Genomic DNA, 20,584 nt, shown 5'->3' on the forward strand with positions numbered 1-20,584 from the left:
GCCGTCAGAGCCCGAACGGCGAGCAGCTCGCGGACCCGACGAGGATGTCGCCGGACGCCGGTCCGCCCTGCGGGAACAGCTTGATGTGCATGGCGTTCGTCGTGAGGCTGCCGTCGGCGGGCACCGGCACGACGAGCTCGTTCAGCACGACCTCGGCCATCGGCGGCGCGCCCGGCGTCGCGCCCGGGATGGTGATCACGTGGTTCGGCGGGATGTTCTGCGGCACCGTGATGCCCGTGACGGTGCCCAGTGACATGTAGCCGTTGCTGCCATTGGCCGTGGTGTTGCAGCCCGCGCCGAACGTCCTCGCCTTGATCACCGGCCCGCCGAACTGCTGCAGCACGCTCGTCTCGAACCGCTGGCCGGTCACCTTCACGCTCGCCGTGCCGTCGGCGTTGCGGGTGCAGGTGGTGCTGCCCAGGCCGTACTTCGTGCGGGTGCCGACGGTGATCGGGTCGGTGCGGCCCTCCGCGGTCGTGTCCACGACGCACGGCGCGATCGGGTCCGCGTGGGCCGACACGCCGTCGACCGTGATGTCGACTGCACCCACCGAACCTGCGCCGGTCGCCTCGGCCTGCGCCTGCGCGGTCGCCGGCACGGCCACCACCGCCCCGAACAGGGTCGCCGCCGCCACGATCCGCCTGGCCCGCTTCATGAGCCGCTCCTTTCGCCTGAGAAATGCCTCCTCGACAATCGGCAGGTCGCGGCGGCACCCTGACCCACCCGGCCGGATGCCACCCGGACGAGTGGATCCCGGACTTGCCGGGAGCGGGGCGGTGGCCCGGTCTTGACGGTGGCCCCCGGTACCGTGTCCTGGTGGCCGTCCGTACTGCGTTCCCCGGTGTCAACGAGCTCCTCACGACCGCTGTCGAGGCGCTCGGCGGTGCGGAGCGCCCGGGGCAGGTCAAGATGGCCGAGGCGGTCGGCCGCGCCATCCGCACCGGCGAGCACCTGGCCGTGCAGGCGGGCACCGGCACCGGGAAGTCGCTGGCGTACCTGGTCCCGGCCATCCGGCACGCGGTCGAGAAGGACACCACGGTGGTCGTGTCGACGGCGACGATCGCGCTGCAGCGCCAGCTCGTCGACCGCGACCTGCCCCGGCTGGCGAAGGCGCTGAAGAAGCCGCTGGGCCGCATGCCGACGTTCGCGATCCTCAAGGGCCGCCGCAACTACCTGTGCCTGCACCGCCTCGACTCCGGCGCGCCGGAGGAGCCGGAGGACCCGGCCCTGTTCGACCCGTTCGCGGTGTCACGGCTGGGCAAGGAGGTCACGCGGCTGCGCGAGTGGGCCTCCGACACCGAGACCGGCGACCGCGACGAGCTGGTGCCCGGCGTGACCGAGCAGGCGTGGCGGCAGGTGTCGGTCACCGCCAAGGAGTGCCTCGGCGTGGCGCGCTGCCCCATCGGCCAGGACTGCTTCGCGGAGCGGGCGCGCGGTGAAGCGGGCAAGGCGGACGTAGTGGTCACCAACCACGCGCTGCTGGCGATCGACGCGTTGCAGGGCTATCAGGTGCTGCCGGAGCACGACCTGGTGATCATCGACGAGGCGCACGAGCTGGTCGACCGCGTCACGTCGGTCGCGACGGGCGAGCTGACGTCGTCGGCGGTCGCGGTGGCCGTGCGGCGCTGCGGGAAGCTGATCGACGCCGACACGGCCGACCGGCTGCAGGAGGCTTCCGAGGGCCTGGCGATGATCCTGGAGGACATGCCGGCCGGGCGGCTGGACACGCTGCCGAAGGCGCTGGGCGGTGCGGTGGCCGCGGTGCGGGACGGCGCGCACGCGTGCCTGAGCGCGCTGGGCTCGGACCGCAAGGAGGACGTCGAGGAGGCCACGGCCCGCAAGCTCGCGCGCTCGCAGCTGGAGGAGGTGCACGACACCGCGGTGCGGCTGCTCGACGCGTTCGCCGAGGACACCGCGCACCAGCGGGATGTGGTGTGGCTGTCCAACGACAAGTTCTCGTTCAGCAGCAGGCCGCCGATGCTGCACGTGGCGCCGCTGTCGGTGGCCGGGTTGCTGCGGGAGCGGGTGTTCGCGCAGAAGACGACGGTGCTGACGTCGGCGACGCTGGCGCTGGGCGGCGCGTTCGACACGCTGGCGCGGCAGTGGGGGCTGCCGCCGTCGCAGGCGCGGGTGGTCGCCGCGGAGGGCACGGCGACGGAGAAGGCCCCGCCGGCGGACGACGACGAGCTGAAGTGGTCCGGTCTGGACGTCGGTTCGCCGTTCGACCACCGGCGCAACGGGATCCTCTACGTGGCGAAGCACCTGCCGCCGCCGGGCCGCGACGGTCTCGGCGAGAAGACGCTGGACGAGATCGCGTCGCTGATCGAGGCCGCTGGTGGCCGGACGCTGGGCCTGTTCTCGTCGATGCGCGCGGCGAAGCAGGCGACCGAGGAGCTGCGGGACAGGGTCGGCTTCCCGATCCTGTGCCAGGGCGAGGACACCACCTCGCTGCTGGTGACGAAGTTCGCGGAGGACCCGCGGACCTGCCTGTTCGGGACGTTGTCGCTGTGGCAGGGCGTGGACGTGCCGGGGCCGTCGCTGCAGCTGGTGATCGTCGACCGGATCCCGTTCCCCCGCCCGGACGACCCGGTGCAGTCGGCGCGCCAACGGGCGGTCGAAGCCCGCGGCGGCAACGGTTTCCTGACGGTGGCGGCCACCCACGCGGCGCTGCTGCTGGCGCAGGGCACCGGACGGCTGCACCGCTCGGTCGGTGACAAGGGTGTGGTGGCGGTGCTGGACTCCCGCCTGGCAACGGCCCGCTACGGCGGCTTCCTGCGCTCCTCACTCCCCCCGTTCTGGCCGACGTACGACCCCGAGGTGGCAAAAGCGGCGCTCAAACGCCTGGACGCAGCCACCGGCTGACGCCGGCCCTCCCCTGCGCGAGCCCCCACTCGCGCGCCCCACACCGTGCACTCGGTCCCCCACTCGCGCACACCGGCGCGAGTCCCACGCCCAGCACCGCGAGTCCCACCCTCAGCGCCGCGAGCCCCACACTGAACGGCGCGAATCCCCGCCCACCGCCGCGAGTCCGACCCTCAGCACCGCGAGTCCCACACTCAGCGGCGCGAGCCCCACGCCCACCGGCGCGAGCCCCACCTCACCGCCGCGAGTCCCACCCTCAGCGCCGCGAGCCCCACACTGAACGGCGCGAATCCCCGCCCACTGCCGCGAGTCCGACCCTCAGCACCGCGAGTCCCACATTCAGCGGCGCGAGCCACGCCCACCGGCGCGAGCCCTACCCCCAGCACCGCAAGTCCCACGCCCACCGGCGCGAGTTCTACCTCCAGCACCGCGAGTTCCACCATCAGCCGCGCGAGTTCCACCTTCAGCCGCGCGAGCCCCCACGCCCACCGCCGCGAGCGCCACCCTCAGCGGCGCGAGTCAGCAGTGCGAGTTCCCCGCCAGTGCCGCGAAGCTCCGCGCTCGGCGCACCCGAACCATCCCCGGCCCGGGCCGGGCACTCACGCGAGGGCCCGCGTCCCCAGCCGCCAGCCCCCGCCTGTTCTACCGGCGCGAGCCGTCCTCCGGTCCACCGGCGAACTCCTCCGTCACCGGGATCCCCTTCTTCAGCGTCCGCGACACCGTGCACAACCGCTCGACGGCCCGGTCCACCGCGGCCACCAGCTTCTCCCGCTCTTCTTCTGCCAGTGTCGACAGGTCGACGTCGAAGAGCACGTGCACGGCGTCCAGTTCGGACGCGCCCTCGCGGCGGTCGGCGGTCACCGCCACCCGCAGCGGCGCGTCGGTCCGGCGGGTGATCAGCTCCTCGGCCGTCACCGCAGCGCAGCCGGCCGCCGCGATCTGCAGCAGCTCCGCGGGCGAGAACGACCCGGGCGCGCCCTTCCGCCCGATCCGCACCGTCGCGCCACGCTCGTTGCGCCCGACGAACTCGTGCTCGCCCTCGCGGCGGACGTCCAGGCTCACACGCACTCCTCGATCGGGGTCAACGCCACTGGGCGAGGACCGTGACGGTCCCGGGGTCGACCTCGGTGAACCCGGCGTCCCGCACGGCGACGACCCGCCGCTCGCGCCAGGCCGCCGCGGGGTCGTCTCCCGGGTGCAACTGCTTCCACTGGTCCACGGTCGCGGTACGCACCGCGCACGCGTAGCCACGCTCGGCCCACGCGGCCAGTTCGTCGTCGCCGAGGAGCGACGCGAGGATCATCGTGCCGTGGCCGACCTGGGCGGCCGCCTTGCCGACGGTCATCGCGACCTCGGGGTTGAGCAGCAGCAACGGCAGGTCGTCCGGGGCGGGCCCGGGCTCGTCGGGCGGCAGGTCGCTGCCCGAGATCTGCAGGCGGCTGATCTCCTTCGGAACGTCGACCACGCGGCCCGGCACCAGCGCCCGGACCTCGGCTCCCTCGACCGACACGGTCACGCCCGGGAAGTCCTGCGCCGCGACCCAGTGCGCGCCCCGCGCTCGGCGGGCGACCTTCCGGATGTGCCCGGCGACCCAGTCGTGCACCGGCTCGTGCCACTCCCCGCCTGGCTGCGCGCGTTCGTCCAGGCAGACGGCGAGCGCCGCGGTGGCGGCGGCTTCGAGCAGCGGGGTGCGCGACGGCGGTTCGGCCTTTTCCAGCCGCAGGATCACCGGCATCGCCCGGACCTGCTCGGGCGAGGCCTCCGGCAGCGCGGTCTCCTCCGCGGGCAACCCGAGCCAGGTGGCGTACCTGGCGGCCAGCGGGTCGAGAACGCTCATGGCCGGGCGAGCGAGAGGCCGTCGGCCGCGTCGGCAGCCTCGACCTCCGCGCGGCTGACGCCGAGCACGAACAACACGGCGTCGAGGTACGGGTGGGACAGCGCGGTGTCCGCGACCTCGCGCAGAGCGGGCTTCGCGTTGAACGCGACCCCCATGCCGGCCGCCTTGAGCATGTCGATGTCGTTGGCACCGTCGCCGACCGCCACGCACTGGGCGAGCGGGATGCCGTAATGGTCGGCGAACCGGCGCAGCGCCGTGGCCTTCCCGGCCCGGTCGATGATCTCGCCGACGACCCGGCCGGTGAGCTTGCCGCCCACCACCTCCAGCTCGTTGGCCGCGACGAAGTCGAGCCCGAGCTGGTCGGCGATCGGCTGGATGATCCGCGTGAACCCGCCGGACACGACACCGCAGCGGAACCCGAGCCGCTTGAGGGTCCGGACGGTGGTGCGCGCGCCCGGGGTCAGCTGGATCTGCTCACCCACCTCGTCGAGCACCGACTCGGGCAGCCCGGCCAGCAGGCCGACCCGCCGTTCGAGCGACTCGGTGAAGTTCAGCTCACCGCGCATGGCTGCCTCGGTGATCTCGCGGACCTTCGGCTCGACCCCGGCGTGCGCCGCCAGCATCTCGATGACCTCGCCCTGGATGAGGGTCGAGTCCACGTCGAACACGATCAGGCGCTTGGCCCGCCGCGCGAGCCCGCCGCGCTCGATGGCGATGTCCACGCCGCCCGCGGACGCGACGTCCGCGACCGCGGCCCGCAGCTCGGTGTCGGCCTGTTCGGTGTCGTCCGCGACCGACAGGTGCACCTCGAGCCCGGTGACCGGGTAGTCGGCGATGCGCCGGATCGCGTCGATGTTGGCGCCGAGCGCGGCCAGCCTGCCCGCGAAGTCGGTGAACGCGCGGGCGGTCAGCGGCCGCCCGAGGATCACGGCGACGTGCGTCGAGCCCTGCCGGGCGGGGGCGAACGGGTCTTCCCCGATCTCGTCCCCGACCCGGACGTCGACGTGCATGGCCACGCTGGCCATCGCCTGCTCGACGGACTCCTGCAGGCCCTCCGGGTCGTCGGCCACCGCGACCAGCACACCGAGGGTGAGCCGGCCGCGGATGACGACCTGTTCGACGTCGAGCATCTCGACACCGTGCCGCGTGAGAGCGGCGAAGAGGACCGACGTGACGCCGGGCTTGTCCGGCCCGGTCGTCGTGATCAGCACCGGCGTCATGGTCTCGTTCCTACCCGGACGCCGCGGATCACTGCTCGCTCGCGTTGTCCTTGTCGTGGTCGCCCGGGATGACCGCGTCGGTGAGGGCCTGCGACGGGGCCTTGACCCCGGCGTGGACCTTCGGCTTGCCGAAGAAGCCGATCTCACCCTCGTGGTGCATCCGCTCGACCATGTGCGGGTAGTGCAGCTCGAACGCCGGGCGCTCGGACCGGATCCGGGGCAGCTCGGTGAAGTTGTGCCGCGGCGGCGGGCACGAGGTGGCCCACTCCAGCGAGTTGCCGTAGCCCCACGGGTCGTCCACCGTGACGAGCTCGCCGTAGCGGTAGCTCTTGAACACGTTGTAGATGAACGGCAGGGTCGACGCGCCCAGGATGTAGGCGCCGATGGTCGAGATCGTGTTCAGCGTGGTGAAGCCGTCGCTGGCCAGGTAGTCGGCGTAGCGGCGCGGCATGCCCTCGGCGCCCAGCCAGTGCTGCACCAGGAAGGTGCCGTGGAAGCCGAGGAACGTGGTCCAGAAGTGCAGCTTGCCCAGCTTCTCGTCCAGCATCCGCCCGGTGATCTTCGGGAACCAGAAGTAGATGCCTGCGAAGGTCGCGAACACGATCGTGCCGTAGAGCACGTAGTGGAAGTGCGCCACCACGAAGTAGCTGTCCGACACGTGGAAGTCGATGGCCGGGGCGGCCAGCAGGATGCCGGTCAGACCACCGAAGAGGAAGGTCACGAGGAAGCCGACCGAGAAGATCATCGGCGTCTCGAAGCTCAGCTGGCCCTTCCACATGGTGCCGATCCAGTTGAAGAACTTGACACCGGTCGGGACCGCGATCAGGAAGGTCATGAAGGAGAAGAACGGCAGCAGCACGGCGCCGGTGGCGTACATGTGGTGCGCCCACACCGCGACCGACAGCGCCGCGATGCCCAGCGTCGCGAAGACCAGGCCCTTGTAGCCGAAGATCGGCTTACGCGAGAACACCGGGATGATCTCGGAGACGATGCCGAAGAACGGCAGCGCGACGATGTACACCTCGGGGTGCCCGAAGAACCAGAACAGGTGCTGCCAGAGGATCACGCCGCCGTTGGCCGGGTCGAACACGTGCGCCCCGATGTGCCGGTCGGCCATCAGGCCCATCAGCGCCGCGGTGAGGATCGGGAAGGCGAGCAGCACCAGGATGCTGGTGACCAGGATGTTCCAGGTGAAGATCGGCATCCGGAACATCGTCATGCCGGGCGCGCGGAGGCACACGATCGTGGTGACCATGTTGACCGCGCCGAGGATGGTGCCCAGACCGGAGACCGCGAGGCCGGCGATCCACATGTCCGCGCCGATGCCCGGCGAGTGGATGGCGTCCGACAGCGGGGTGTAGGCGAACCAGCCGAAGTCGGCGGCGCCACCCGGGGTCAGGAAGCCGGAGACGGTGATGATGCCGCCGAACAGGTACAGCCAGTAGGAGAAAGCGTTCAGCCGCGGGAACGCCACGTCCGGCGAACCGATCTGCAGCGGCATGACGAAGTTCGCGAAACCGAACAGGATCGGGGTCGCGTACAGCAGCAGCATGATCGTGCCGTGCATGGTGAACAGCTGGTTGTACTGCTCCTGCGACAGGAACTGCTGTCCCGGGCGCGCCAGCTCGGTGCGGATCAGCATCGCCATCGCGCCGCCCACCATGAAGAAGGCGAACGACGTGACCAGGTACATGATGCCGATCTGCTTGTGGTCCGTCGTGCGGAACAACCGCAGCAGCAACGAACCCTTGGCCTCCTGTCGCGCCGGGTACGGACGCGTGACAATCGGCTGCGGGGCTACGGCTGTCACTCCTGCCTCCAAGATCCTCTTCGGTGTGTCAGCGGCCGCGGCGACGCGACCAGTCCGGATCGTATCCCTCGCCCCCGACACAGGTGCGCACCGGCTGGGAAGATCACGCCATGGGAGACCGCCACACGACCGCCGCCGTGGCGGCCGCGGTCGAGGTCGGGCAGCGGTTCCGGTTGCCCACCGAGCACCCGGAAGTGCTGGCCACGCGGTCGAACGTGCTGGTGAGGCTGGGTGCGGTCGTGGCAAGGGTGCCCGGGACGACGCTGGTCGCGCGGCCCGGGGTGCTCCAGTCGCTGGCGCGCGAAGTGGCACTCTCGTCGTTCCTCGAGATGCGGGACGCACCGGTCGTGCCGCCGTTCGAAAGCCCAGGTCCGCACGTCGCAAACGGTCTTCCGGTCACATTGTGGCGTTTCACACGTCACGACCCGGATCACGTCTTCGCGCCCGGCGAGGTGGCCTGGTCGCTGGCCGAACTGCACGCCGCGCTGCGGGATTTCCGCGATCCGCTGGACGCGCCCGGGCCGCTGGCGGAGGCCCGGTCTTGGATCGCGCGGTTCGACCTGCCGGTGGAGCTGGCGGACGAGGTCGACGCCCTCGAGGCGGCGCTGCCGGACGGCCGGGCACAGGCTCTGCACGGCGACGCGCACCCGGGGAACCTGCTGGCCACGGCGAGCGGGCCGCGCTGGGTCGACTTCGAGGACACCTGGGCCGGGCCGGTCCTCTGGGACCTGGCATGCCTGGCGCTGACCACGCGGCTGGACGGCCGCGCCGCGGTCGCCGCGTACCCCGGCGCGCCGGATCCGGACGAGCTGGCGCCCTGGCTGCGGCTGCGCGACCTGTTCGGGGTGTGCTGGCGGTTCGCGATCGCGCGCCGCTTCCCGGACAGGCTGCCGGAAGCGCAGGCTGACCTGCGGCGATTCAAAACTGTCGGTGGGTCCCGCTAGCTTTCCGGGCATGGAGAAGCCCGGGTACCTCACGGCGTTGCGCAGGGACGGCGGCCGCTTGGCGGAAGCGGTGCGAGACCTGCGTGCGCCGGTGGCGGCGTGCCCGGGCTGGGACGTGGCCGAGCTGGTCTGGCACACCGGCGAGGTCCACTGGTTCTGGCGGCAGATCGCGTCCGGAGCGGTTCCCGGGCCGGACGACTACCGGGAACCGCCGCGGCCGGCGGACGACGAGCTGGTGACGTGGTTCGCCGAGGGGGTCGAGGCGCTGGCGGGCGCCTTGGCTGCGCTCGATCCGGCCGAGCCCAGGTGGACGTGGGCGGAGCGGAAGGACGCGGGGTTCATCCAGCGCCGGATGGCCCAGGAGACGGCGGTGCACTGCTGGGACGCGCTGTCGGCGGCGGGGCGGGACGAACCGGTCGAGCGGGAGCTCGCGGTGGACGGGATCGACGAGTTCCTGCGGTTCTTCCTCCCGGACGCCCCGCCGGCCGGCTTCCGGGCGGACGTGCACCTGCACGCGACGGACGGTCCGGGCGAGTGGCTGGTCCGGCCGTCCGCCGCGGGCTGGTCGGTGACGGGCGAGCACCGCAAGGCCACGACGGCGGTGCGCGGGACGGCGTCGGACCTGTTGCTGCTGTTGTGGCGCCGGAAGGGCCCCGAAGAGGTCGAGGTACTCGGCGACGCCGGGGCCCTGGAGGAGTTCGTTGATGTTTCTCAACTGAATTAGCCGGGTGGGTGCTGGTCGCCGGATCAGCGAGCCGCTCGAGGCGGGCTGGGACGCGCAGGGGGCGTTCCGGCGCCGGGTGGCTTGCGCGCTGCCGCCCGGCGGCACCGTGCGCGCGACGGCCCGCGGTGGGCAGCGACTCTCCCCCAGCGCGCTGCCCGGCGACGCAGCGCGCATCTCGGCCGAACACCGTCACGCCCAGGGCCATCAGCCCAAGATCGCCTCGGTGACCATGACCGGCGCCTCCCGGGCCGCGAGGTGGCCGCCATCGGACACGACTGCCCCGCATCAACCAGCCGACTCTCCCCGCAACCTGCGAACGCAGCGAACACGACCGAGCACCTTCACACGAAGGGTCCCAGCCCAGGATCCACACGAAGGGCCACCGGCCCAGGATCGCCTCGGTGACCCTGGGCGGCGCCTCCACCGCCGTCAGATGACAGCCGTCAGGGCACGACCGCGCAACAGCCAGCGGACTACCCGTCACCGGCAAGGGCAACGCGCTCCACAGCCGACGCCCTCGCTCGAAGGGCCTCAGCCCAACCCGGCGACCACCACCGGCACCCCCACCCCAGCGCTGTGAGCCCGGCGGCCGACGGACACGACTGCCCAGCAGCCGGCCGACTTCCCCGTGATCGGCAAAGGCGACGCGAACCTTCGCCGAGCACCCTCACACGAAGGGCCACCAGCCTAGGATCGCCTCGGTGACCATGGCCGGCGCTTCCAGCGGCGTGAGGTGCCCGGCCTGGGGCACGACCACCAGTTCGCCGCTGGGCAGCGTCTCGGCCATCGCCTGGGCGCCGTCGGGTGGGGTGAGTCCGTCGTCCTCGCCCACGATCACCAGGGCGGGCACGTCGGTGGCGGCCAGCAGCGCGGTGGAGTCCGGCCGGTTGGCCATCGCGCGGGCTGCCCATGCCACACCCGCCGGGGGCTGGCTGTCGATGAGGTCGCGCACCGTCTCGACCACGTCCGGGCGGGTCTCGCGGGTCTCGGCGCTGAGCACGTTCGGCAGCATGGCCTCGGCGAGCCAGCCGGTCACGCCCTCCGACTCCGCGCGCTGCGCCAGGTCCCGCCGGGCCTGGGCCGCCTCCGGCGCGTCCGCGGTCGCCTTCGTGTCGATGAGGACCAGCCCGGCGACGCGCTCGGGCGCGGCGCGCAGCACGGCCATGGTCACGTAGCCGCCCATGGAGCAGCCGCCGAGCACGACCTGCTCCAGTTCGAGCTTGTCGAGCAGGGCGACCACGTCCCGGGCGGCGTCGTCGAGGCTGGGCTCGCGGTCGGTCCCGGGCAGCGGCGTCCGCCCGAGGCCCCGCTGGTCGGGCGTGATCAGCCGGTGCCGGGTGGTCAGACCGCCGCGGACGGGGTTCCACATGCGGGCGTCCACCGGGAAGGCGTGGAGGAGGACCAGGGGAAGATCAGCCATACCGAGATTGTGCTGGACCGGCGCGCTACCGTCGCCCTGTGAGCGTCGAGTGGCGGGAGATCCGCACTGACCGCCTGTTGCTGCGGCCACTGGGCCCGGAGGACCGGGACGACGTCGTCGAGATCCAAACCGACCCGCGGACCAACCGCTACCACCCCGCGCCGCCCGGCGAGGAGGAGACCGAGGTCAAGCTCACGGCCTGGCTCGAGCACTGGAAGGCCCACGGGTTCGGCTACCTCGCGGTGGTGCCGCTCGCCACCGGTGGGGTCGCGGGCATCGGCGGGCTGCAGCACCTGGAGTTCGGCGGCGCCCGGCTGCTGAACCTCTACTACCGCTTCCGGCCCGAGGCGTGGGGTCGCGGCTACGCGACCGAGATGGCGCGGGCGGTGGTCGACTGGGCGGAGCGGGAGCTGCCGCAGTTTCCGGTGCAGATCAGCGTGAACATCGCCAACGAGCCGTCACTGCGCGTCGCGGAGCGGCTCGGGTTCACCGCCTACACCGAAACCTTCTACGACGGCGCCGTCTCCCGCCACTTCCGGAAGCTCCCGAAGCCTGAAGACGCGCGGCGGGCCTAGAAACGCTTGCGCGTCGGGCCGCGGCGGCCGCGCGCGTCCCAGCAGGCGCGGTGCCAGTGCCTGCGATCGGCCACCGAGCCGAGCTCGTCGGCGGGCCAGGCCACCACGTGCGGCACGCCGGGCTGGATCTCGTGGTCGCACCCGGGGCAGCGGTACACCTTGGTCGCCTGGCTGCCCGGGACGCTGCGCACCAGCCAGTCACCGTCCGGACCGGACTCGGCGTGCGCCCAACCAGGAGCCGCCCCGGCGCGGTCGGCGTCGGGGCGGCCACGGTGTGGTCGGTTGCGGCGGGGCACCCGGCCACGGTAACGCCTACGCGGCGCGGTCCGCGTCGCGGCGGAAGGTGAGTGCCACCACGAAGGTGAGGCACGCGATCACCACCGAGCCGATGAACGCGGCCGTCATCCCGGTGACCAGCACGTCGTGCGCCGAGCCGGTCGCGGTGCGCGTGGCCGTGCCGAAGATGGTGACCAGGATGGCGAGGCCGAGGGTCGCGCCGGTCTGCTGCATCGTCTGCAGCACACCGCCCGCGGCGCCGGCGTCCCGCGCCGGGACGCTGCCCATGATGATCACGTTGAGCGGTGAGAAGGCCAGTCCCATGCCCAGTCCCATGAGGACCATCGGGCCCAGCAGACCGGTCAGGTAGGCGGTGCCGGTTCCCAGCTGCGTCAACCAGCTCACCCCGGCGATCATCGACAGCGTCCCGGCGATCGCGACCGGCTTGGGCCCGAACCGGGGCAGCAGCCGCGGGATGGCCCGGCTCAGCGCGAACACCAGCAGCGCCATCGGCAGGAACGCGAACCCGGTGCCGAGCGCGTTCATGCCCCGCACGTCCTGCAGGTACTGGGTGAGGAAGAAGAACATCGACATGCCCGCCATCGGGCCGAGGAAGAAGTTGGCGTAGGCGGCGGCGCGATTGCGGTCGGCGAACAACCGCAAGGGCAGCAGCGGTTCGGCGGTGCGGACCTCGACGGCGAGGAACGCGCCGAGCAGCACCAGCCCGGCGATCAGCGAGACCAACGTCAGCGTGTCCGACCAGCCCGCCTCGGCGGCGCGGATGAAGCCGTAGACGAGGGCCGCCACGCCCACCGTCCCGGTCACCGCGCCGGGCAGGTCGAGCCGTGCCCGCTGCCGCGGCGGCTCCACCACGAACCGGGCGGCCAGTGCGGCCACCACCAGTCCGAACGGCACGTTGATGAACAGCACCGCCCGCCACGACAGCCACTCGGTGAGCAGCCCGCCGAGGATGAGGCCGACCGCGAACCCGGCGCTGGACATGCCGGAGAACAGGGCGAGCGCGCGCAGCCGGGCGCGGGCTTCGGTGATGGTCGTGGTGAGCAGGGCCAGCGTGCTCGGCCCCGCGGCGGCGGCGCCGAGGCCCTGCGCGATCCGCGCCACGATCAGCCACTCGGCCGATCCGGCCAGACCGCCGGCGAGTGAGGCGACGGTGAACAGCAGCACGCCGCCGACGAACATCCGCTTGCGGCCGAAGAGGTCGCCGGCGCGTCCGCCGAGCAGCAGCAGACCGCCGAATACGAGGGTGTAGCTCGACATCACCCAGCTCAGCGAGGCCGCGGTGAACCCGAGGTCAGCCTGGATCCGGGGCAGCGCGACGTTCATGACGGTGATGTCGAGGACGATCATCAGCTGGCAGGTGAGCAGGGTTGCCAGCACCACGCCGGGGCGTGGCCGCGCCGCGGTCGCGGCGACAGCCGTGCCGGACGCGGGCAGCGTTGTCTCGGACAAGAAGTCTCCATCGAAGAGGACGACAGAAGCGGACGGACTCTCCGCTTCAATGGAGCTAGCATATGGAGAACGTCTCCGGTTGCGCAAGGGTATCCGGAGAATGTGTCCGGTTTTGGGGTGAGGCGCATGACGGCACCGCGGCCGATGCGGGCTGACGCGCGGCGCAACTACGAACGGATCCTGGTCACGGCGCGCGAGGCGTTCCGGGAGCACGGACCGGACGCCCCGCTGGACGACATCGCGCGCCGGGCCTGCGTGGGCGCGGGCACCCTCTACCGGCACTTCCCGACCAGGGAGACGCTCATCGAAGCCGTCTACCGCGACGACATCGAGCGGCTGAGCTCCGCCGCGCACCGGTTGCTGGAGGAGCACGAGCCGGCGGAGGCGCTGGAGCTGTGGATGCGCGAGCAGGTCGCGTTCGTGCTGCACAAGCGCGGGCTGGCGGCCACGCTGAAGGCGGCGATGGACCGGGATTCCGAGACGTTCGCCGTGTGCAAGACGCTGATCAACGACGCCGCTGCGGTGCTGCTCAGCCGGGCGCAGGAAAGCGGCGCCATCCGCGACGACGTGCGACCGCGCGACCTGCTCCTGCTCGGGCACGGGGTGGGCGTGGCGGCGGAAGGCAACGACGAGACGGCCGAGCGGCTGCTCACCGTGCTGCTCGACGGCCTGCGCCGGCCGAAGCCCTGAGCCGGCGGGGATTCCGCATCGAACGGCTCCGCCCCGAAATTCCACGCCCGAGGCACACGGCCGACAGGAGTTCGACGGCGGCGGGCGGCTCCCCGCTTGACGGGAATCCAGCCGCCGGGGTACCACGGCAAGGGGAATCCCGGCCGACCGGGCCGTGCGCGCCGTTGAGGCATCGCGCCTCGCTCTCCTGGCGATTGCCCACGGCTGAGGCGCCGGTTCCGCCCGGGCTGCTGTCAGTCGTGATCGGGCCAGGTGGGCGGGGCGGAGCCGCTCGCTCGGTGACCGCCGGCGTGGCCCGGCGCTCGGCGCCCCGCCGGTGGCGACGCCAGCGGCACTAGCCGTTCAGAAGCCCACCGGTGAGTAACCGCCAGCGGCACCCACCGCCCAGCGCCTCAACAGAGCGCAATCACCAGCGGGGCCAGTCGCTCGGCCCCTGAACGGCGCGCAACCGCGAGCGGGACCAGCCGCCCAGCGCCACAACCGTGGGCGACCGGCCGGCGAACCCCCGCCCCCGGCGGCTCAGCGGTGCGCGATCGCCAGCGGGAACCAGTCGCCCACCCCCCTCCACCGTGCAGAATCGCCAGCGGGCCCAGGCGTTCAGCGCCCCGCCGGTGCGCAACCGCGAGCGGCACCAACCGCCCAGCGCCCCCACCGTGCGCCATCACCAGCGGCACCAGCCGCCCAGCGCTACAACCTGGGCGATCGGCCGGCGAACCCCCGCCCCCGGCGGCTCAGCGGTGCGCGATCGCCAGCGGGACCAGTTGTTCGGCGGGCGTCATGGAGCCGTGTTGGCCGATCAGCTTCGACTCCAGCGGCTCGGCGGTGCGGCGCAGCATCCCGAAGTCGTCCCGGGCGGCGGCTATCACGTCGCCGAAGCGGGGGCGCACCCGGTCGCTCACGCGCGGCCCCAGCCAGCCCGCCGCGATCGCCTCGTCCCGGCGCGTCACCCACGCCCGCGGACCGAGCACCGAGCGCCACGTGGCCAGCACGTCCTCCGTAGCGCCGGGCTCGGTGTACACGTGCCGCACCCGCGGGTCCCCGCCGAACGCCCGCACGCCGGACCGCAACTCCGGCGTCACGTCGATGTCGATCACGTTGGCGCCCAGCGCGACCATCCCGTGGTCGGCCACCACGGCCAGCACCCGGCCGGGCGGCAGACCGTCCACAAGCAACTCGACGAGCCGGTCGACCTGCCTCAGCTGCATCACCCACGCCGGCGAACCCGGGCCGTACCGGTGGCCGAGCTCGTCCAGCTGGCCGTGGTAGGCGTAGCAGAAGCCAGGCGACTCGCGCAGGGCGCGCAGCGTCTCCGCGGCCAGGTCGCCCATCGCGTACACGCCGCGGTACTCCGCGCCGCGCTGCACCGCCCGCGTCAGCGGCGAGTTCGCGAACTTCGCCTCGGCCACCACCACCGCCTCGACGCCCGCGGCGGCCGCCCGCTCGAACGTCGTGGGCAACGGCTGGACGTCCTCCGGCCGCAGGTCCAGCTCGCCGCCACCGGGGTGCTCGCGCCAGCGCAGGGCGTTGAGCACACCGCAACCGGGCACCTCGAACGTGTACCCCGCCATGCCGTGCTCCCCCGACGCGACCCCGGTCCCGATCGCGGCCAGCCCGGCGACCGTCGTCGACGGGCAGCCGACCGTCAGCGTCGCCTTCGCCAGCTCGGTCAGCACCGGCGCGTCGTCGGCGTGCGCGCGCAGCAGCTCCGAACCCAGACCGTCGATCAGCAACACACAGACGCCGGCGGCATCGGGCAGGCCGAGCGTGTCGACGCAGCCGGGCACGCCCAGCGTCGCGAGGACCGACGGCACCACCTCGGCGAGATGCCCCTGGCCGGACAGCGTTGGCAGCTCCACATGGTCAGCTTGGCAGGAAAGTGGCTCCGTGCGCACGCCTTGCCCGATAATGACCACATGCCGACCTACGCCTACCGCTGTCGCGAATGCACCGGCACCTTCGAGGTGAACCGGCCGATGAGCGAGTCGAGCGCGCCCGCGACCTGCCCCGAGGGCCACACGGACACGGTCAAGCTGCTCACCACCGTCGCGCTGACCGGTTCCGCCGCGGGCGCGCCCGCGGGCGGCGGTTGCTGCGGCGGCGCCTGCGGCTGCGGTCACTGAGCGGTGTAGTCCGCGAACCCCTTCCCCGTCTTGCGGCCCAGCCGCCCGGCGGTGACGAGGTGCTCCAGCAGTGGCGCGGGCGCGAAGCCCTCCTCGCGGAACTCGTTGAACAGGGTCCGCTGGATCGCCAGCGACACGTCGAGCCCGACGACGTCCAGCAGCTCGAACGGGCCCATCGGCAGCCCGCACCCGACCTTCATCGCGGTGTCGATGTCCGCGGCCTGCGCGTAGTGCGCCTCGAGCATCTTCACCGCGTCGTTCAGGTACGGGAAGAGCAGCGCGTTCACGATGAAGCCGGCCCGGTCGCCGCAGTGCACCGGGTGCTTGCCGATCGCCGCGCAGACCGCGTGCGCGGTGGCCACCACGTCGGGTGCGGTGGCGATCGTGCGCACCACCTCGACCAGCTTCATCACCGGCGCCGGGTTGAAGAAGTGCAGCCCGACCACGTCCCCGGGGCGCTCGGTCGCGGCCGCGCACTCGATCACTGGCAGCGACGAGGTCGTCGTCGCGAGGATCGCGCCCGGCTTCGCGACCGCGTCCAGTGCGGCGAACACCTCCTGCTTGACCGCGAGGTCCTCGGCCACCGCCTCGACCACCAGGTCCACATCGGACAGCGCGTCAAAGCCGGCGACCGGCGTGATCCTGGCCAGCGCGGCGGCGCCGTCGGCCTCGGACAGCTTGCCCTTCGACACCGCCCGGTTCACCGACTTCGCGATCCGCGCCACCGCGGCCTCGGCCTTCTCGGTAGTGCGGGCGCGGAGCACGACGTCGTACCCGCGCTTGGCGAACACCTCCGCGATCCCGGTCGCCATCGTGCCGGTGCCGATCACGCCGACCGCCCGCACCGCCCGCACCTCACCGGGGTCCACGGGTGCGACGCCGGGCGCCGAGTCGACGACGACCGGTGAGTCCGGGCCCTCGTAGGTGTAGAACCCGCGACCGGACTTCCGGCCGAGCAGGCCCGCGGTGATCATCTGCTTGAGCAGCGGCGCGGGCGCGTGCAGGCGGTTGCGCGACTGCCGGTACATCGACTCGAGGATCTCGTAGGCGGTGTCCAGCCCGATCAGGTCGAGCAGCGCGAGCGGGCCCATCGGGTACCCGCAGCCGAGGCGCATCGCCGCGTCGAGGTCCTCGCGCGTGGCGTAGCGCTGCTCGAACATCCGCACCGCGTGGTTCAGGTAGCCGAACAGCAGGGCGTTGGCGATGAACCCCGCGCGGTCGCCGATGACGACCGGCGTCTTGCCGAGGCGCTCGGCGAAACCGGTGACGTCGGCGATCACGTCCGGCTCGGTGACGACGGTCCGGACGATCTCGACCAGCCTGAGCACGGGCGCCGGGTTGAAGAAGTGCATCCCGACGACCTTGCCCGGGCGCGAGGTGTGCACGCCGATCTCGGTGACCGACAGGGACGACGTGTTCGACGCGAGGACCGCGCCGGGTCCGACGATCTTGTCCAACTGGGCGAACACCTCGGCCTTGAGGTCGAGGCTCTCCGGGACGGCCTCGATGACCAGGTCGGCTTCGGCGAGGTCGGTCAGCGACGTGGTGTAGGTGATGCGTGCCAGCAGGGCCGCGCGGTCGTCCTCGTCGAGCTTGCCGCCGGTGAGCGCGCGGGCCGTGGACTGCTCGACGTGCCCGCGGGCGCGCTCCACCGCGGCGGAGTCCACCTCGACGCCGATCACCCGGATGCCGCTGCGGGCCAGGACCTCCGCGATCCCGGAGCCCATCGTGCCGAGCCCGACCACGCCTGCCGTTTCGATCGTCCGCGCCATAGCGGCCTCCGGGTTACTCGTCGGTAGCCCTCGATGGTGCGACGCGCGGCGACCGGACGGGAGGTGTATCGAATCAGGTGCACCCGCGCGAGTTCCACCGCCGCTGGGCTTGGTACCGGGAGACGGAAGACGGGCGGCGAGGTGGACGCGGAGCGCAGTCCGGCCGGATGCGGGTGCCGATCGGGAAGGTGGGACTTGCGGTGGCGAGTGCAGAACAGGCGACCAGGAGCGTCGGACTCGCGCCGTGGGCGGTGAGACTCGCGGCGGCGAGTGCAGAACTGCGACCAGCAGCGCAGGCTCGCGGGGCAGGGACGCAGGGCTCGCAACCACCAGACCCGCACCGCCGCCAGCGCACGGCCGGCGACCAGCAGCGCAGGCTCGCGGGGCAGGGACGCAGGGCTCGCGACGCCAGCGTCGCACCGCCGCCAGCGCACGACCGCGACCGCCAGCGCGCGGCCGCGACCCGGAGCGCCGCGCGGCCGCCAGCGCGGGGCCGCGGGTGCGCGCCGCCCGGGGAGGCCCGAAACGACCGGCGAACCGTCAGGCGGGGTCGCCGAAGTTGTCCTCCACCAGGTCCTGCACCACGCGCAGCGCCTCGGCCGCCTGGGGGCCGCCCGCACACACCTCGATCCGGTCGCCCTTCCGTGCGCCGAGCGCCATCAGCGCCAGCACGCTGTGCGCGTCGGCCTCCTGGTCGCCCAGCCGCACGCTCACCTCGGCCTCCAGCGCGGCCAGGCTGCGCGCCAGCACCGCGGCGGGGCGGGCGTGCAGGCCCACCTCGTTGGTCAGCGTCAGCTCCACGCACTCCGTGGCCTGCTCCGCCGGCGCGCCCAGCTCCGGGGGCGCGGCGGCCGCCGCGGCGGCGTCCAGCACCCCGGCCCGGTCGGCTCCGTTCTGGGCCGCCACCGCCGCCGCGACCGTGCCCTCCACCAGCGGCGCGTCCGCCACCACGACGGCGGTCGGGTCGGCCAGCGATTCGACCGCGAGCTCCGCCGTCATCTGCGCGCTGCCCAGGTCGTACAGCAGCACGACCCCGGACCCGGAATCGGCGCGCTGCACCGCCGCCACCACCGAGTCGTAGTCCGTGCCGATCCCGCCGTCGGGCAGCCCGCCCGCGGGCACGATCGTCACGTCGGGCGCCATCTGCGCGGCGACCTCGGCGACCCCTTCGGCGAGCTTCGCGCTGTGCGACACCAGCACCAGGCCGACGCTCATCGGGCCGCCTCGGCGAACGCGGCGAGCAGCAGCGCCGTCGAGCGCGCACCCGGGTCGAGGTGTCCAGCGCTGCGCTCGCCGAGGTAGGACGCCCTGCCCTTCCGCGCGACGAGATCCACAGTGGACTCGGCACCGGTGGCCGCGCCCTCGGCGGCCGCCGACAGGACCGCCGCGACGTCCCCGCCGCCCGCCTTCTCCGCCGCCGCGACCGCGGGCAGCAGCGCGTCGACCATCGTCTTGTCGCCCTCGACCGCCTTGCCGCGCGCCTGCACGCCTTCCAGTCCCGCCCGCAACGCGGCCACGACCTCCGCCGCCCCCAGCTCCGGCTGGTTCGACACCACCGTCGACGCACGCAGGAAAGCCGTGCCGTACAACGGCCCCGCCGCGCCGCCGACCTTCGAGATCAGCGTCGTCGCCGCGAGCTTGAGCACCCCGCCCGGCGTCTCCGGCAGGGCGTTGTCCAGCGCGGCCACCACGGCCTGGAACCCGCGGTTCATGTTCTCGCCGTGGTCACCGTCCCCGATCGCCCGGTCGAGTTCGATCAGCTCGGCGCGGTGCTCGGCGATCACGGCCGCGGCGCCGCGCAACGCGTTCGCGACGCCCTCCGGCGTGCATCCCATGTCCTCAGGCCTTCCAGCGCAGTGCGGCGGTGTTCACCGGCGCGTCCCACAGTTCGGTCAGCTCGTCGTCGAGCTTCAGCAGGGTCAGGCTGATGCCCTGCATCTCCAGGCTGGTGATGTAGGGGCCCACCAGCCGGCGTTCGACCATGATGCCGCGATCGGCCAGCAGCCGCTCGGCGATGCCGTGCGCGAGGTACAGCTCGACCAGCGGGGTGGCGCCCATCGAGTTGGTGAACAGCAGCACCCGGTCGCCCTCGGTGAACGGCAGGTCCTCGACGAGCGCCCCGACCATGCGCGCCACCAGCTCGTCGGCGGGCTCGGCCTTGATCCGCTCGCGGCCCGGCTCGCCGTGGATGCCGATGCCGAACTCGATCTCGTCGGCGCCGAGGTCGAAACTGGGCTCGCCGACGTGCGGCACGGTCGGCGCGGTGAGCGCGACCCCGATCGACCGGACCTGGCCGATGACCTTGCGCGCCAGCGCTTCCACCGCGTCCAGCGAGTCGCCCCGCTCGGCCGCGGCGCCGGCGATCTTCTCCAGCAGAACCGTGCCGCCGACGCCCCGGCGCCCAGCGGTGTAGGTCGAATCGGCGACCGCGACGTCGTCGTCGATCACCACGCTGCGCACGTCCAGGTCCTCCGCCGCGGCCAGCTCGCCCGCGGTCTCGAAGTTCAGCACGTCACCGGTGTAGTTCTTGACGATCAGCAGGGCGCCTGCCGCGCCGGTGGTCGCGCTGATGGCGGCCTGCACCGCGTCCGGCGTCGGCGAGGTGAACACCGCGCCGGGCACCGCCGCGTCGAGCATGCCGAGGCCGACGAACCCGCCGTGCAGCGGCTCGTGCCCGGACCCGCCGCCGGAAATCACCGCGACCTTGCCGTCCACCGGCGCGTCGGCACGCACGACCACGTTCGGGTCCTCCTGAACACGCAGGATGTCCGCGTGCGCGGCGGCCAGCCCGCGCAGCGACTCGGTGACCACGTCGGCCGGATCGTTGATGATCTTCTTCATGCCCGCCTCCTGACTCCGTCGTC

The 20,584-nt window shown here is 72.7% G+C and carries 19 protein-coding genes; 6 read left to right on the forward strand and 13 right to left on the reverse strand.

All coding sequences use genetic code 11. From position 1 onward, the window contains the following. Nucleotides 1-4 precede the first annotated feature (4 nt). Complete coding sequence (locus AMYTH_RS0121155) at nt 5-655, reverse strand: choice-of-anchor P family protein (protein ID WP_051362766.1); 651 nt, start codon at nt 653-655, stop codon at nt 5-7. Nucleotides 656-816: 161 nt separating this feature from the next. Between AMYTH_RS0121155 and AMYTH_RS0121160 the strand changes: the two genes are divergently transcribed. Then, on the forward strand, nt 817-2,862 hold the full coding sequence (locus AMYTH_RS0121160) for an ATP-dependent DNA helicase (RefSeq protein WP_027931997.1): 2,046 nt from the start codon (nt 817-819) through the stop codon (nt 2,860-2,862). Nucleotides 2,863-3,504: 642 nt separating this feature from the next. Here AMYTH_RS0121160 and AMYTH_RS0121165 read toward each other — a convergent pair. From AMYTH_RS0121165 to ctaD, 4 genes are read right to left on the reverse strand one after another with little or no spacing between them, the layout of a single operon-like run. Then, the gene (locus AMYTH_RS0121165; RefSeq protein WP_027931998.1) at nt 3,505-3,924 is read right to left on the reverse strand and encodes an OsmC family protein; all 420 of its coding nucleotides are present in this window, start codon (nt 3,922-3,924) and stop codon (nt 3,505-3,507) included. 19 nt (nt 3,925-3,943) lie between these two features. Then, on the reverse strand, nt 3,944-4,699 hold the full coding sequence (locus tag AMYTH_RS0121170; RefSeq protein WP_027931999.1) for a peptidyl-tRNA hydrolase: 756 nt from the start codon (nt 4,697-4,699) through the stop codon (nt 3,944-3,946). Next, nucleotides 4,696-5,919 carry a phosphoserine phosphatase SerB gene (gene serB, locus AMYTH_RS0121175; protein WP_037322629.1) on the reverse strand — a complete coding sequence of 408 codons (1,224 nt, stop codon included), beginning with the start codon at nt 5,917-5,919 and terminating at the stop codon, nt 4,696-4,698. The genes AMYTH_RS0121170 and serB overlap by 4 nt, the downstream gene beginning before the upstream one ends. Before the next feature lie 28 nt (nt 5,920-5,947). Continuing rightward, nucleotides 5,948-7,729, reverse strand: coding sequence for an aa3-type cytochrome oxidase subunit I (gene ctaD / locus AMYTH_RS0121180; protein ID WP_027932001.1), 1,782 nt, complete (start codon nt 7,727-7,729; stop codon nt 5,948-5,950). Between the two features lie 110 nt (nt 7,730-7,839). Here ctaD and AMYTH_RS0121185 point away from each other — a divergent pair, with 110 nt between their 5' ends. Beyond that, complete coding sequence (locus tag AMYTH_RS0121185) at nt 7,840-8,673, forward strand: aminoglycoside phosphotransferase family protein (RefSeq protein WP_027932002.1); 834 nt, start codon at nt 7,840-7,842, stop codon at nt 8,671-8,673. 10 nt (nt 8,674-8,683) lie between these two features. After that, nucleotides 8,684-9,397, forward strand: coding sequence for a maleylpyruvate isomerase family mycothiol-dependent enzyme (locus AMYTH_RS0121190; protein WP_027932003.1), 714 nt, complete (start codon nt 8,684-8,686; stop codon nt 9,395-9,397). Between the two features lie 667 nt (nt 9,398-10,064). Here the strand turns inward: AMYTH_RS0121190 and AMYTH_RS0121195 are convergent. Then, the gene (locus AMYTH_RS0121195) at nt 10,065-10,817 is read right to left on the reverse strand and encodes an alpha/beta fold hydrolase (RefSeq protein WP_027932004.1); all 753 of its coding nucleotides are present in this window, start codon (nt 10,815-10,817) and stop codon (nt 10,065-10,067) included. A 38-nt stretch (nt 10,818-10,855) separates the two neighbouring features. Here AMYTH_RS0121195 and AMYTH_RS0121200 point away from each other — a divergent pair, with 38 nt between their 5' ends. Then, nucleotides 10,856-11,392, forward strand: a complete 537-nt coding sequence (locus AMYTH_RS0121200) for a GNAT family N-acetyltransferase (RefSeq protein WP_027932005.1) — start codon at nt 10,856-10,858, stop codon at nt 11,390-11,392. On the opposite strand, the gene AMYTH_RS0121205 is transcribed toward AMYTH_RS0121200, so the two are convergent. Beyond that, nucleotides 11,389-11,688 (reverse strand): hypothetical protein, encoded by a 300-nt coding sequence (locus AMYTH_RS0121205; protein WP_017987348.1) that lies wholly within the window; start codon nt 11,686-11,688, stop codon nt 11,389-11,391. The genes AMYTH_RS0121200 and AMYTH_RS0121205 overlap by 4 nt on opposite strands. 16 nt (nt 11,689-11,704) lie before the next feature. Beyond that, complete coding sequence (locus tag AMYTH_RS0121210; RefSeq protein ID WP_228684896.1) at nt 11,705-13,138, reverse strand: MFS transporter; 1,434 nt, start codon at nt 13,136-13,138, stop codon at nt 11,705-11,707. Nucleotides 13,139-13,264: 126 nt separating this feature from the next. Between AMYTH_RS0121210 and AMYTH_RS0121215 the strand changes: the two genes are divergently transcribed. Then, on the forward strand, nt 13,265-13,828 hold the full coding sequence (locus AMYTH_RS0121215; RefSeq protein WP_027932007.1) for a TetR/AcrR family transcriptional regulator: 564 nt from the start codon (nt 13,265-13,267) through the stop codon (nt 13,826-13,828). A 731-nt stretch (nt 13,829-14,559) separates the two neighbouring features. Here AMYTH_RS0121215 and AMYTH_RS0121220 read toward each other — a convergent pair. Continuing rightward, nucleotides 14,560-15,684, reverse strand: a complete 1,125-nt coding sequence (locus AMYTH_RS0121220) for an alkaline phosphatase family protein (protein ID WP_027932008.1) — start codon at nt 15,682-15,684, stop codon at nt 14,560-14,562. Between the two features lie 57 nt (nt 15,685-15,741). Between AMYTH_RS0121220 and AMYTH_RS0121225 the strand changes: the two genes are divergently transcribed. Continuing rightward, nucleotides 15,742-15,948 (forward strand): FmdB family zinc ribbon protein, encoded by a 207-nt coding sequence (locus tag AMYTH_RS0121225; protein ID WP_017987344.1) that lies wholly within the window; start codon nt 15,742-15,744, stop codon nt 15,946-15,948. Here the strand turns inward: AMYTH_RS0121225 and AMYTH_RS0121230 are convergent. From AMYTH_RS0121230 to dhaK, 4 genes are all read right to left on the reverse strand, one after another. Continuing rightward, a complete protein-coding gene (locus AMYTH_RS0121230; protein WP_027932009.1) occupies nt 15,942-17,720 on the reverse strand; it encodes a 3-hydroxyacyl-CoA dehydrogenase family protein in 1,779 nt (592 codons plus the stop codon). The genes AMYTH_RS0121225 and AMYTH_RS0121230 overlap by 7 nt on opposite strands. A 540-nt stretch (nt 17,721-18,260) precedes the next feature. Further along, nucleotides 18,261-18,935: a dihydroxyacetone kinase phosphoryl donor subunit DhaM gene (dhaM, locus tag AMYTH_RS0121235; RefSeq protein ID WP_027932010.1), complete on the reverse strand. Its 675-nt coding sequence runs from the start codon at nt 18,933-18,935 to the stop codon at nt 18,261-18,263. Beyond that, a complete protein-coding gene (gene dhaL, locus AMYTH_RS0121240; RefSeq protein WP_027932011.1) occupies nt 18,932-19,555 on the reverse strand; it encodes a dihydroxyacetone kinase subunit DhaL in 624 nt (207 codons plus the stop codon). The genes dhaM and dhaL overlap by 4 nt, the downstream gene beginning before the upstream one ends. Nucleotides 19,556-19,559: 4 nt before the next feature. Continuing rightward, nucleotides 19,560-20,561, reverse strand: a complete 1,002-nt coding sequence (gene dhaK / locus AMYTH_RS0121245) for a dihydroxyacetone kinase subunit DhaK (RefSeq protein WP_027932012.1) — start codon at nt 20,559-20,561, stop codon at nt 19,560-19,562. Nucleotides 20,562-20,584: the final 23 nt, after the last annotated feature.

Origin of the sequence: Amycolatopsis thermoflava N1165, assembly GCF_000473265.1 — a bacterium.
GTDB lineage: Bacteria > Actinomycetota > Actinomycetes > Mycobacteriales > Pseudonocardiaceae > Amycolatopsis_E > Amycolatopsis_E thermoflava.